Source organism: Actinokineospora sp. UV203, assembly GCF_056323665.1.
The window spans coordinates 3,290,282-3,303,160 of sequence record NZ_CM150484.1 but is presented as its reverse complement, the minus strand read 5'-3'; the positions used below and the strand labels follow the sequence as shown (position 1 = coordinate 3,303,160).

At 70.6% G+C, this 12,879-nt stretch carries 11 protein-coding genes; 5 read left to right on the top strand and 6 right to left on the bottom strand.

The genetic code is table 11. From position 1 onward, the window contains the following. The first annotated feature begins 2 nt into the window (after positions 1-2). On the top strand, positions 3-779 hold the full coding sequence (locus ACUZ2Y_RS15440; protein ID WP_476319323.1) for an isoprenyl transferase: 777 nt from the start codon (positions 3-5) through the stop codon (positions 777-779). 369 nt (positions 780-1,148) lie between these two features. Next, positions 1,149-2,537, top strand: coding sequence for a PhoH family protein (locus ACUZ2Y_RS15435; protein WP_476319321.1), 1,389 nt, complete (start codon positions 1,149-1,151; stop codon positions 2,535-2,537). A 61-nt stretch (positions 2,538-2,598) separates the two neighbouring features. Here ACUZ2Y_RS15435 and ACUZ2Y_RS15430 read toward each other — a convergent pair whose 3' ends face one another. The 3 genes from ACUZ2Y_RS15430 to ACUZ2Y_RS15420 all read right to left on the bottom strand — a co-directional run bounded on the left by ACUZ2Y_RS15430 (position 2,599) and on the right by ACUZ2Y_RS15420 (position 6,671). Then, entirely contained in the window at positions 2,599-4,035 is a 1,437-nt protein-coding gene (locus ACUZ2Y_RS15430; RefSeq protein ID WP_476319319.1) for a GuaB1 family IMP dehydrogenase-related protein, read from the bottom strand. Between the two features lie 17 nt (positions 4,036-4,052). Then, the gene (locus ACUZ2Y_RS15425; RefSeq protein WP_476319317.1) at positions 4,053-4,970 is read right to left on the bottom strand and encodes a hypothetical protein; all 918 of its coding nucleotides are present in this window, start codon (positions 4,968-4,970) and stop codon (positions 4,053-4,055) included. A 168-nt stretch (positions 4,971-5,138) separates the two neighbouring features. Beyond that, positions 5,139-6,671, bottom strand: a complete 1,533-nt coding sequence (locus ACUZ2Y_RS15420; RefSeq protein WP_476319315.1) for an ATP-dependent DNA ligase — start codon at positions 6,669-6,671, stop codon at positions 5,139-5,141. A 100-nt stretch (positions 6,672-6,771) separates the two neighbouring features. On the opposite strand from ACUZ2Y_RS15420, the gene ACUZ2Y_RS15415 reads away from it, so the two are divergent. Further along, positions 6,772-7,425 (top strand): hypothetical protein, encoded by a 654-nt coding sequence (locus ACUZ2Y_RS15415; protein WP_476319313.1) that lies wholly within the window; start codon positions 6,772-6,774, stop codon positions 7,423-7,425. Here the strand turns inward: ACUZ2Y_RS15415 and pdxR are convergent, their stop codons facing one another. Further along, positions 7,426-8,817 carry a MocR-like pyridoxine biosynthesis transcription factor PdxR gene (gene pdxR, locus ACUZ2Y_RS15410; protein ID WP_476319311.1) on the bottom strand — a complete coding sequence of 464 codons (1,392 nt, stop codon included), beginning with the start codon at positions 8,815-8,817 and terminating at the stop codon, positions 7,426-7,428. 47 nt (positions 8,818-8,864) lie between these two features. Between pdxR and ACUZ2Y_RS15405 the strand changes: the two genes are divergently transcribed. Beyond that, positions 8,865-9,728, top strand: a complete 864-nt coding sequence (locus tag ACUZ2Y_RS15405; RefSeq protein ID WP_476319309.1) for a DMT family transporter — start codon at positions 8,865-8,867, stop codon at positions 9,726-9,728. A 13-nt stretch (positions 9,729-9,741) separates the two neighbouring features. Here ACUZ2Y_RS15405 and ACUZ2Y_RS15400 read toward each other — a convergent pair whose 3' ends face one another. Beyond that, a complete protein-coding gene (locus ACUZ2Y_RS15400) occupies positions 9,742-11,133 on the bottom strand; it encodes a class II fumarate hydratase (RefSeq protein WP_476319306.1) in 1,392 nt (463 codons plus the stop codon). Between the two features lie 63 nt (positions 11,134-11,196). On the opposite strand from ACUZ2Y_RS15400, the gene ACUZ2Y_RS15395 reads away from it, so the two are divergent. Further along, complete coding sequence (locus ACUZ2Y_RS15395; RefSeq protein WP_476319304.1) at positions 11,197-12,174, top strand: NAD(P)/FAD-dependent oxidoreductase; 978 nt, start codon at positions 11,197-11,199, stop codon at positions 12,172-12,174. On the opposite strand, the gene ACUZ2Y_RS15390 is transcribed toward ACUZ2Y_RS15395, so the two are convergent. Next, positions 12,175-12,783: a L,D-transpeptidase gene (locus ACUZ2Y_RS15390; RefSeq protein WP_476319302.1), complete on the bottom strand. Its 609-nt coding sequence runs from the start codon at positions 12,781-12,783 to the stop codon at positions 12,175-12,177. Between the last annotated feature and the right edge of the window lie 96 nt (positions 12,784-12,879).

Sequence of the window (12,879 nt, the reverse complement as noted above, 5' to 3'; positions counted from 1 at the left end):
TCGTGAGTCTTCGCAGGCGGGTGGCCGACGTTGTGTACGGCCTCTACGAGAAGCGTCTCCTCCAGCAAGCGGGCGGTGAGATCCCCCGCCATGTCGGCGTGATGCTCGACGGCAACCGGCGCTGGGCGCGGGAGGCAGGGTTCACCGACGTCAACGACGGCCACCGGGTCGGCGCCCATCGCATCGCCGATCTGCTCGGCTGGTGCAACGAGGCCGGTGTCGAGGTCGTCACCCTGTGGCTGCTCTCCACCGACAACCTGACCCGCCCGGAGGCCGAGCTGGCCCCGCTGCTGCAGATCATCGGCGACGTCGTCGACGAGCTGGCCGAGCCGGGCAGGCCGTGGCGGCTGCGGATCATCGGCGCCCTGGACATCCTGCCCACGGAGACGGCCACACGGCTGTCGGCGGCGGCGCGGCGGTCCGAGGGGCGGACGGGGATGGAAGTGAACATCGCCGTGGGCTACGGCGGCCGCCGGGAGATCGCCGACGCCGTGCGCAAGCTGCTGCAGCAGCACGCCGAGGCGGGCAGCACGATCGAGGAACTCGCCGAGGTCCTCGACGTCGACCACATCGCCGAACACCTCTACACCTCAGGCCAGCCCGACCCGGACCTCGTTATCCGAACGTCCGGCGAACAGCGTCTCTCGGGATTCCTGCTGTGGCAGTCGGCGCATTCGGAGTTTCATTTCTGCGAGGCCTACTGGCCCGATTTCCGGCGCACCGACTTTTTGCGAGCTTTGCGCGCCTATGGTATTCGGCACCGGCGATTCGGGTCGTAGTCCGAGGCGGGCAAGGCCCCTCTCGGCGCCAGGACTACGCCGTGGTGTGTCCGGGTACTCACTCTGTGTCGACTGATCACGTGTCGTCAGCATGTCCACCGAGTGACAAAAGCGAAAATCACCTGTGTGGCAGCCAGCGAAGTGTCGGTCCACGCAGGTAGCTTTCGAAGTGTCGGATCGTGTCCATGGCGGTCCGGCCCGGGAGGTCCTGGTCGTGAGCATGACGATCGCGAGGGGGCCGGCACCCGGTCCTCGTGGACGGCGAGGTCGACGTCGGTAACCCCGACGACGACCCGGCCGACCAGCCAGGGCCAGTGCTCGGCCCACCGAGGAGTGCGGACGCGGTGCCGTGTCCGTGAGGGAGTTGCCGTGACTGCTTCGCGATCGTCCAGGCGCACTGCCAGCCTTTCCTCAGGCTCTTCTCGCACGTCTTCCAAGGAGGCCGACCCAGCTCCGCGCACGTATGTCCTCGACACTTCCGTCCTGCTCTCCGACCCCTGGGCGCTGACCAGGTTCGCCGAGCACTCGGTCGTGATCCCGCTGGTCGTGATCAGCGAACTGGAGGGCAAACGGCACCACCCCGAACTGGGCTGGTTCGCACGGGAGACCCTGCGACTGCTCGATGATCTACGGCTGGCCCACGGCAGGCTCGACAAGCCGATCCCGATCGGCGACTCCGGCGGCTCCCTCCATGTCGAGCTCAACCACTCCGACCCCTCGGTGCTCCCAGCCGGGTTCCGCACCGATTCCAACGACGCGCGCATCCTCGCGTGCGCGCTCAACCTCGCGGCCGAGGACCTCGCGGTCACGCTCGTCACCAAGGACATCCCGCTGCGGGTCAAAGCCGGTGCGGTCGGTCTCGACGCCGACGAATACCGCGCCGGTGAGGTGACCCCGTCCGGCTGGACGGGCATCGCCGACATCGAGGTGAGTCAGGAGGTCGTCGACGGGCTGTTCGCCGCCGAGGACCACACGGTCGACCTGGCCGACTTCGGTCTCGACAGCGCCGATCACCCGGTCAACACCGGTCTGCGGCTGCTCGCGGGCACCAGCAGCGCGCTGGGCCGGGTCACCCCGGACAAGCAGGTCAAACTCGTGCGCGGCGACCGTGAGGCCTTCGGGCTGCACGGCCGCTCAGCCGAGCAGCGGATCGCGCTGGACCTGCTGCTGGACCCGGACATCGGCATCGTCTCCCTTGGCGGCCGAGCCGGGACCGGCAAGTCGGCGCTGGCGCTGTGCGCCGGGCTGGAGGCCGTCATGGAACGCGGCCTCCACAAGCGGGTGGTCGTCTTCCGGCCGATGTACGCGGTCGGCGGGCAGGACCTCGGCTACCTGCCGGGTTCCGAGAGCGAGAAGATGCAGCCCTGGGCGCAGGCGGTCTTCGACACCCTCGAAGCGCTGGTCAGCAAGGCCGTGATCGAGGAAGTCCTCGACCGCGGGATGCTCGAGGTGCTGCCGCTGACCCACATCCGCGGCCGCTCGCTGCACGACTCGTTCGTGATCGTCGACGAGGCCCAGTCGCTGGAGCGCAACGTCTTGCTGACGGTGCTCTCCAGGCTGGGCTCAGGTTCCCGGGTCGTGCTCACCCACGACGTCGCCCAGCGCGACAACCTGCGCGTCGGCCGCTACGACGGGGTCGCGGCGGTGATCGAGAAGCTGAAGGGGCACCCGCTGTTCGCCCACGTCACGCTGACCCGGTCCGAACGGTCCCCGATCGCCGCCCTGGTGACGGAGATGCTGGAAGACCACACCGGATAGTCCACAGTCACCGGAGTCCCCGTCCCGCATGGCGGGGCGGGGACTCCCGTGGATTCGGCCGTCACCAGCCGCCGGGCAGCGGGCGGCCCTCGGCGAAACCGGCCGCCGACTGCACGCCGACGACGGCGCGCTCGTGGAACTCGTCGAGGTCGTGCGCGCCCGCGTAGGTGCACGCGGACCGGACACCCGAGCAGATCGAGTCGAGCAGGTCCTCGACGCTGGGGGCCGTTGGGTCGAGGAGCATCCGGGAGGTCGAGATGCCTTCCTCGAACAGCGCCTTGCGGGCCCGGTCGAACCCGCTGTCGGACCGGGTCCGCGCCGACACCGCGCGCTTGGACGCCATGCCGAACGATTCCTTGTAGTGCCTGCCCTGCTCATCGCGGCACAGGTCGCCAGGGGACTCGTAGGTGCCCGCGAACCACGATCCGATCATCACACTCGCCGCCCCGGCCGCCAGGGCCAGAGCGACGTCCCTGGGGTGGCGCACACCGCCGTCGGCCCACACGTGCTTGCCCAGTTCGCGAGCCGCCGCGGCGCACTCGGCGACGGCGGAGAACTGCGGGCGGCCGACACCGGTCATCATCCGGGTCGTGCACATCGCGCCGGGGCCGACACCGACCTTGACGATGTCCGCGCCCGCCTCGATCAGGTCGCGGACACCCTCCGGGGTGACCACGTTGCCAGCGACGACCGGCACGCCGGGGGAGACCGACCGGACCGCCGCCAGGGCGGTGAGCATCTTCTCCTGGTGGCCGTGCGCGGTGTCGACGACCAGGGTGTCGACGCCCGCCTTGAGCAGCGCGTCCGTCTTCGCGGCGACATCGCCGTTGACCCCGACCGCGGCGGCGACGCGCAGCTTGCCGTCGGCGTCGAGCGCGGGCTGGTAGAGGTCGGCGCGCAGCGCGCCGGACTCGGTCAGGATGCCGGTGAGCCTGCCGTCGCGGTCGACCGCGAGCGCGACCCGCGCCGCGCGGCCGTGCAGTTGGTCGAACACGGTTCGATGGGCGCTGTCGGTCGGCAGCATGGCGAAGCCGGGGTCGGCGACCTCGATGACCCGGGTGAACTGGTCGACGCCCTGGCACGCGGCCTCGTCGACCACGCCGATCGGCTTGCCGTCGTTGTCGACGACGACCACCGCGCCGTGCGCGCGCTTGGGCAGCAGGTTGAGGGCGTCGGCGACCGAGTCGGCGGCGGTGAGCACCAGCGGGGTGTCCCACACGGTGTGGCGCGACTTCACCCAGGTCACGATGCCGCCGACCACCAACGGGTCGACATCCTGGGGCAGCACCACCAGCCCGCCGCGGCGGGCGACGGTCTCGGCCATCCGCCTGCCCGCGACGGCGGTCATGTTGGCCACCACGATCGGGATGGTCGCGCCCGTCCCGTCCGATGTGGACAGATCGACGTCGAACCGGCTGGCGACCGCTGAGCGGCCGGGCAGCAGGAAGACGTCGTCGTAGGTGAGGTCGTGGTCCGGCTTGCCGTGAGCGAAGTGCACGTGTCCAACCTACTTCGTCAGTCCCAGTCCAGCGCGATTCCCGCGATACCGGGTTCCACCGACGGGAAGAAGGCGTTGACCATGTGACCGCGGTCGCAGAACAGCTCCTCGCACATGCTCGGCGGCAGCGTGTCGTTGCCGCGCACGACCTGGGTGATCCGGGCGGGCAGGTTGTCCGGCGGCAGCTCGAACTGCAGCAGGAGCGGTCCGCACGGCACCCGGAACAGCCGGGAGTAGCCGGGGCACTCGATGCCGGACTCGTCGTCGACGGTGTAGGTGAACACCACCGTCTCGCCCTCGATCAGCCTGCGGTCGAACATCAGCTCGAAGACGACCCACGTGTCGAGCCTGCGCACCCGGCCCAGCCTGCAGCCCTCGTCCGCGCTGACCCGCACGTCGGCGATGTCGACGCCGGGCTCGCCGTTGTAGACCGCCATGTACCGGTCGACCCCGGCGCGGCGGGTGCGGCCGACGACGCGGGTCTGGATACGCCCCTGCGAGCGGTCCTTGGCGATGGTGATGCGCTCGTGGACGAACTTCAGCTCGATGTCGGCGTTGGCCGCGTCGGCGTCCGCGCCGATTTGGGTGAACAGGTCGCGGGTGACCGGCCCGCTGAAGACCAGCTCCGAGAACGACGTGGCGGCCCGGCGCGACCGGCCGCCGCGCTGACGGGGACCGACCAGCACGACCAGTGAGTCGGCGGGCAGACCGAGCACGGTCTCCAGCCCGCGTACCGCCGGAAGGGCGTGTTGGGCGTCCGGATGGCGTAGACCGCGCTGCCAGTAACTCAGCGTGGATTCGGCGACCTGGATGTCGAGCCGGGCCAGGTGTGAGCGCAGCCGGGCCAAGGAGAGGCGGCGGTGGGCGATCGCGCTGCGCAGCGCCAGGTGGAAAGGGCCGCGACGCAGGGCCTCGGCCAGTTCTTCCGGGGTCAACCGGGGCCTCGCCTTCACCGATGGGTGAACTCGTGTGAATCTTCACAGTAACGGTCTAATAGCAGCCAGTGAAGACGCGAAACCAAGTGGGAACGCTCCGCTCAGCCAACGTCCGGACACCGAACCTCGAACGGTTCGCAACCCCCGCGGGTGCGGGTCGTCCGCCGATTACGAACCCTGTGCCACAGCGAGCAAGCCGCGGACGGCGGTGATCGTGTCGGCGTCCGCGGCCTGCTTGTCCGGCCGGTACCGCACCACCCGAGCGAAGCGCAGCGCCACGCCACCGGGGTAGCGGGTGCTGGCCTGGACCCCGTCCAAGGCGATCTCCAGCACCAGCTCCGGTCGCAAGTAGACAGTCCAGTCGTCGCGGTTTCGTTCGTGCTTAGGGAACTCCGCCGTCTGCCAGCGGAGCAGCTCGTCGGTCAGGCCCTTGAAGGTCTTGCCCACCATGATCGGCGGACCGCCGTCGGGGTCGCGCGCGCCAAGGTGCAGGTTCGACAGGAACCCGGAACGGCGGCCGTGCCCCCACTCGGCGCCGAGCACGATCAGGTCCAGGGTGTGCACGGGTTTGACCTTCTGCCAAGCCTTCCCGCGTCGACCGGCCTGATAGGTCGAGTCGAGGTCCTTCACCATCACGCCCTCATGGCCCGCCGCCAGCGCCGCCGCCCCGACCGCCTCGGCCTCCGCGGTCGTCGGGTCGATGGCGCCGGGGATCACGTGTGGGCCGACCGCGCGGTTGAGCGCCTCGTTGCGCGCGCGGAGCGGCTCGTCGATCAGGTCGACGCCGTCGAGGTGCAGGCAGTCGAAGAAGTACGGCCGCAGCAGCAGGGCCCGCACCTGTTCCTCGGTCGTGCTCCCGAACCGGCTCTGCGTCTCCTGGAACGGGCGCGGCCTGCCGTCGTCGGACAGCGCCAGCGTCTCCCCGTCGAGGACGACCGTGTGGCAGGGCAGTCTCCGCACCAGTTCGACCAGCTCCGGCACGCTGTCGGTGATCTCCCGCAGGGTCCTGGTGAAGACCCGGATCTCGTCGGCGACCTTGTGCACCTGAATCCGCGCACCGTCGAGTTTGTACTCGACCAGGCACGGGCCCAGGTCCGCGATCGCCGCCGCCACCGAGGTCCCGGGGGAGGCGAGCATCGGCCGGACCGGCCTGCCCGGCTCCAACCGCACCGCCGCGAGTGCGTCGACCCCTCCCGCCAGCGCCAGCGCCGCGGTCTCGGGGAGCCTCCCCGAGAGCATGAACGCCCGCCGGACCGCCGCACCGGGAACGTCGGCGGCTTTCGCCACCGCGTCGAGCATGACTCCCTCAAGTGCGCCTTGGCGCAGCTCACCGGTGATCAGCGCGCGGAGGAACCGCTGCTCGGCGGCGGTGGCGGCGCCGAACAGCCCGGCGATGATCTCCGCCCGCCTGCCCACCGAACCGGCGCCGCGGGTGTCCACCAGCCGGTCGAAGGCCGCGTCGACGTCGGCCACGGCCAGGGTCGGCTCCGGGGCGGGCGCCGGGAGCTCGACCAGGGTCCGCCAGCCCGCGCCGATCCGGCCCTGCTGGATCGCGCCGGAGAGGAACGCGACCACCGCCTTGGCCTCGTCGGCGTCCTCGGCGAGCCGCAGCGCCCCGGCGATGGCGGCCACCTTGGCCAGCCGGGACCGGGTCGCGCCGACCTCCGCCGACACCGCCACCACGTCCGTCAGTCCCACCATGGGTCCATCCTGCCTCGATCCCGCTCGATCGACACCCGCAACCTCGGCGGGGGATGGCCGTCTTGTGGTGTGGGAGCAAGACGAATCAGGGAGCGGTCACATGGGAATCTTCAACCGGGTGGCGATCGCGGTGTGCGCGGTCGCCGTGGGCGTGTCGGGTTGCGCGGCACCGAAGTCCGGCGTCGCGCCGTCCCCGACGACGACATCGACGGGCGGCGCCGTCGCGACCCCGGCCGCCACGCCGACGCCGCGTCCGTCCGAAGTGGAGACGGTGAAGAGCCCGGCCAAGAAGCCGACGACCAAAGGGAAGCCCACTACGACGACCCCGGGCGGGAACGACGTGATCGGCCCGTTCGGCTGGCAGACGCTGCGGCTGGGCATGTCCGCCGACGCCGCCGAGGCGCTCGGGATGCTGACCCGCACCACCGAGGGCGACGGGCTCTGCGCGCCCTGGCCCGCGCTGCCGATCACCGCGCTCGACCAGGCGGTGGTCAGCGAAACGCATGGTGTGTGGGCGATCCACCCCAAGCAGGTCGACTGGATCCACACGCCCGAGGGAATGCGGATCGGCTGGACCGCCGGCCAGGTGCACGCGACGTACCCCGACTTCGACCCCGCGCACTTCGACTACGCCCACGGCCCGACCGTGGCCGTGCCCGGCAACCCGAAGGCCCTGTACCGCCTGCAGTTCAGCTCCTCGCGGATCCTGACAAAGATCATCCTTGAGTCGCGGGTGGACGTCTGCTCTGTCTGATCAGGACAGTCGGGCCATCTCGCTGACGGCGGCCCGCAGCCGGTCGGGTGTGGTCGCCGCGTACCCGACGACGAGACCGGGAAACGGCGCCTCACGTTCGACCAGGTAGCCGGACAACGCGGGTGCGTTGATTCCGATCTCCGCCAGTTTCCCTTGCAGGACAGCGTCATCGGTGCCATCGGGCAGGCGCAACACCAGGTGCAGGCCCGCGGCGACACCGTGCGGGCGCCAGCCCGGCAGTTCGGCCGAGACCGCGCCGAGCAGCGCGTCGCGGCGCCGGCGGTAGAGCTGCCGGGTGCGCCGCAGGTGCCGGTCATAGCCGCCGGAGCGCAGCAGGTGGGTGAACGCGGCCTGCGTGATCGGCGAACATCCCAGGTCGGACAGGCGTTTGCGGTCCACCAGTCGGTCCCGCAAAGCGGTGGGCGCGACCAGCCAGCCGAGCCGGATCGCGGGCGCCAGCACCTTGCTCACGCTGCCCACGTAGGCAACCCGCTCGGCGTCGAGCGCCTGCGTGGCCGCCACGGCGGGGCGGTCGTAGCGGTGTTCGGCGTCGTAGTCGTCCTCGACGACCAGCCCGTCCCGCTCGCGCGCCCAGGCCAGGAGTTCGCGCCTGCGGTCAGCGCTGAGCACGACACCGAGCGGGAACTGGTGCGCGGCGGTCACCAGCACCACCCGGCATCCGGTGCGGGCCAACAGGTCCACCCGGATGCCCTCGTCGTCCACCGGGACGCCGACCGGGCGCAGACCGTGCGCGGCGAACACCTCCGACATGCCCGGATGCGTCGGATCCTCGACGGCGACCTCCCGGTGTCCGTCGGCGTGCAGCACGGCGGCGAGCAGGGCGAGCGACTCCGCCACCCCGTGCGTGATCGTCACGTCGCCCGCGTCGACTGCCCGCACCCGGCCGAGGTAGCCGACGAGTTCCCGGCGCAGGACCAGGAGGCCGGCCGGGTTCGGGTAGCCGAGTTCGTCGTCGGACAGCGCGGCCAGTCCGGCGCGGGTCGCCGCCTGCCAGGCCGCGCGCGGGAACGCGCCCAAAGCGGGCAAGCCGGGGCGCAGGTCGTAGCGCCAGCGGGGCTCCGCGCGGTCGGAGTCGGGACTTCGCGGGTCGGGCGGGACGAGCGTGCACGCCACGGCCGTCCCAGATCCGTGGCGGGACGACACGAACCCTTCGGCGGCGAGTTGCGCGTAGGCGGCGGTCACCGTCCCCCGGGAGACACCCAGTTGGCCCGCGAGGTCGCGGCTCGACGGCAGCCTGGTGCTCAGCGGCAGCCTGCCTTCGCGGATCGCCGCCCGCAGCGCCGCCTCCAGCGTCCGCCCGCGGCTGCCGCGCCGCGGCTCCGCGAAGTCGGGCATCAGCAGCTCACGATAAGTGGACCAATTCTTCGCCACAAAAGTGGAGCTTACGGGTGGACCAGTCGCCCGTGAAGCTGAATCGCGTGACGATCACCATCGCGAGACCCACCAGGCGGGGAGTGGCCGCGGGCGCGCTCGCCTGCGGCTTCATCGGCGGCAGCGTTCCCGTGTCGGGCCTGCTCATGCACTACCCGATCCTGACGGGCCAGTCCGCCCGCTACGCCGTCGGCGCATTGCTGATCGCGGTCTGGGCGATGGCCCGGCGCCTGCCGGTCACCGTGCCGAAGCTCAGGGACCTGCCCGCCCTGCTGGCCGTCGTCGGCGTCGGCATGATCGGCTTCAACATCTTCCTGCTCACCGCGCAGCACCACGCCGAACCGGGACTGGTGGCGGCGGTCATCGGCGGCAGCCCGCTGGTGATCGCGTTGGCGGCGCCGCTGATGTCCGGTGCACGGCCCGCGGTCCGGGCGCTCGCGGGCGCGGGACTGGTCGTCGCGGGCATCGTCGTGCTTTCCGGCGGGGGGACATGGAGGGGCCCTGGTCTTTTGCTCGCGATCCTCACGATGCTGTGCGAGGCGTCGTTCACGTTGTTCGCCATCGGGGTCGTGCGCAGGCTGGGGCCGTTCTCTGTCGCGCTGTGGTGCCATGTCCTGGCGGCGGTGTGCGCGGGTCTTCTCGCGGTGCCGTTCGACGGGGTGTTTCGGTTGCCGACCACCGTGGAGCTGGTCGCGGTTTTGGTGGTCGCGGTGATCACTGTGGTGGCGTTTTGCCTTTGGTACCACAGTGTCTCGGTTCTTGGGGCTGGGCGGGCCGCGGTGTTGATCGGGGCGATGCCGGTGTCCGGGCTTGTTGTCGCGGTGGCCCTGGGGGCGCAGCCGTTTACGATCGCCGCGCTCGCGGGCGCCTCGATCGTCGCTGCCGGCTGTGCGATCGGGTTGCGTGGCTAGCAGCGACACGCTACTAGCGGCCGCCGCGGGCCATCCGGAGGACGTCCAACGCCTCGTCGAGTTGCTCGATCGTGAGCTTGCCTGCGTCCACGTGGCCACGGTCGAGGACGACGTCGCGGATCGTCCGCCGCTCTTTCAGCGACTGCTTCGCGATCGACGCCGCCTCTTCGTAGCCGAGGTACTTGTTGAGCGGGGTCACGATCGACGGCGAGGACTCGGCCTGTTCGCGCAGCCGTTCCACGTCCGGTTCCATGCCGGTGATCACCTTGTCCGCGAGGAGCCGCGACACCGCCGCGATCAGGCGAGCCGATTCCAGGACGTTGCGGGCGATCACCGGCAGCATCACGTTGAGCTGGAAGTTGCCCTGGCTGCCCGCGAACGCCACCGTCGCGTCGTTGCCGATGACCTGGGCGACGACCATCATCGTCGCCTCCGAGATCACCGGGTTGACCTTGCCCGGCATGATCGACGACCCCGGCTGCAGGTCCGGCAGCGCCAGTTCGGCCAGGCCAGTGCGTGGTCCGGAACCCAGCCAGCGGAGGTCGTTGGCGATCTTGAACAAGGACACCGCGACCGTGCGCAGCTGCCCGGACGCCTCGACCACCGAGTCCTGGGTCGCCTGCGCCTCGAAGTGGTCGCGCGCCTCGGTCACCGGCAGCCCGGTGATCCTTGCCAGCTCGCCCGACACCAGGCCGCCGAAGCCCTCGGGGGCGTTGAGGCCGCTGCCGACCGCGGTCCCGCCGATGGGCAGTTCGCCGAGCCGGGGGAGCACCGATTCCACTCGCTCGACGCCGTAGCGGGCTTGCGCGGCCCAAGCTCCGGCCTCTTGGGCGAGCGTCACCGGGACCGCGTCCATCAGGTGCGTGCGGCCGGACTTGACCACGTCGCCCCACTGCGCGGCCCGGGCCTCGATGGCTTCGGCCAGGTGCGTCAGCGCGGGGATCACGTCGCCGACCAGCGCCTCGGTGGCGGCCAGGTGGATGGTCGTGGGGAAGGTGTCGTTGGAGGACTGGGAGGCGTTGACGTGATCGTTCGGGTGAACTTCGCGGCCGAGGGCGTGGGTGGCCAGCGTCGCGATCACCTCGTTGGCGTTCATGTTCGACGACGTGCCCGAACCGGTCTGGAACACGTCGATGGGGAACTGCCCGTCGTGCCCGCCGCCGGCCACCTCGGTCGCGGCGTCGGCGATCGCGTCGGCCATGTCCTGGTCGAGGACGCCCAGCTTGGCGTTCACCCGGGCGGCGGCGGCCTTGAGCAGCCCGAGGGCCCGGATCTGGGCGCGTTCGAGCGGACGGCCCGAGATCGGGAAGTTCTCCACCGCCCGCTGCGTCTGCGCCCGCCAGAGGGCGTCGGCGGGGACGCGGACCTCGCCCATGGTGTCGTGCTCGATGCGGTACTCGGCCATAGGTCCAGTGTCGCCCCGTTTTGGGAGCTGGGCATGGTCAGCTTCGGCACATAGGGTGGACGTATGACGGCTCCTGTGGATGTCGACCTGCTGATCGTCGGCGCGGGCCCCACCGGCCTGTTCGCCGCCTACTACGCGGGGTTCCGCGAGCTGAGCACCGTCGTGGTGGACTCGCTGCCCGAGCCCGGCGGCCAGGTCACCGCGATGTACCCGGAGAAGATGATCTTCGACGTGGCCGGGTTCCCGGCCGTGCTCGGCCGCGACCTGGTCAACGGGCTGGTCGAGCAGGCCGAGCAGTACAAGCCGACCTACCTGCTGGGCAGGCGGGCCCGCGAACTGTCCGAAGTGGACGGGAAATTCGAGGTCACCCTGGACGGCGACACCGTCGTGCGCGCCGCGGCCGTGCTGATCACCGCCGGGATCGGCGAGTTCACCCCGCGCCCGCTGCCCGCGGGCGACGGCTGGCTCGGCCGCGGCATGGTCCACTTCGTGCCCGCCCTGGAAGTGCACCGCGACCAGGACGTCGTCATCGTCGGCGGCGGCGACTCCGCGTTCGACTGGGCGCTGTCCCTGCACCCGATCGCGTCGAGCATCACCGTGGTCCACCGCCGCGCCAAGTTCCGCGCGATGCCCGCGACGGTGCGCCAGGTGGCGAACCTGGGCGTCCGCATCATCACCGACGCCCAGGTCACAGCCCTGCGCGGGGACGACCAAGGCCTCCACGAGATCGACGTGCTGGTCGGCGGCGAGGTCGAGGTGCTGCCCGCGCAGGCCGTCGTCGCCGCGCTCGGGTTCACCGCCGACCTCGGGCCGATCGAGTCATGGGGCCTGGAGATCGACCACCGCAGCATCTCCGTCGACTCCACCATGCGCACCGCCCGCGACCGGATCTACGCGGCCGGGGACGTGGCGGCCTACCCGGGCAAGGTCAAGCTGATCGCGACCGGCTTCGGGGAGGCGGCCACGGCGGTCAACAACATCGCCGTGGCCCTCAACCCCGAAGCGCACCTGTTCCCAGGCCACTCAAGCAACGCCGAATAGCTACGGAACCACCTGCACGATCGCGCCGACCGGCAGCGAGTTGTAGTACCGCTTCGCGGCGGCGTTCGACAGGTGGATGCAGCCGTGTGACTGCTCGGTCAGGCTGCCCGCGTGGAACGCGATGCCGCCGTTGAAGAACACCGAGTACGGCATCGGCGCGTTGTTGAAGATGCTGCTCTTGTGGTCGATGTCCTTCCAGCCCACCTTGAACGTGCCGACCGGCGTGCGATAGCCCGGGCGGCCGTGGGTGATCGGGACCGGACCGTAGACGACCTTGCCGTCCTTGAGCAGCCAAGACTTGTTGGCCGAGAGGTCGATGCAGGCGGCGGCGGTGGCCTTGCACGGGCTGCCCTGCGACTGCGGTGCGGGCGGCTTCGTCGTGGTCGGCTTGGGCTTCGGCTTCGTGGTCGTCGTGACCGGCGGCTTCGTCGTCGTGGTAGTCGTCGGCGCGGCCGTGGTGGTTGACGTCGTCGTCGTGGTCGGCGCCTTGGAAGACGTCGTCGTGGTGGTGCTTGTGACCTGGGCGGCGGGCTCCGGCGTGCTTCCGCACGCGCTGAGCAGAGCCATCGCGACGATCGTCGCCCCCAACATCGTCTTGCTGACCCGCATGTCCAGCTCCTTGTCGGCTAAGTGAGATAAGCCTCTACCGACAAAGACGCCCTTGGGCCACGGAAAGTTGCTGCCCGCTACCAACCCGTTATCGCC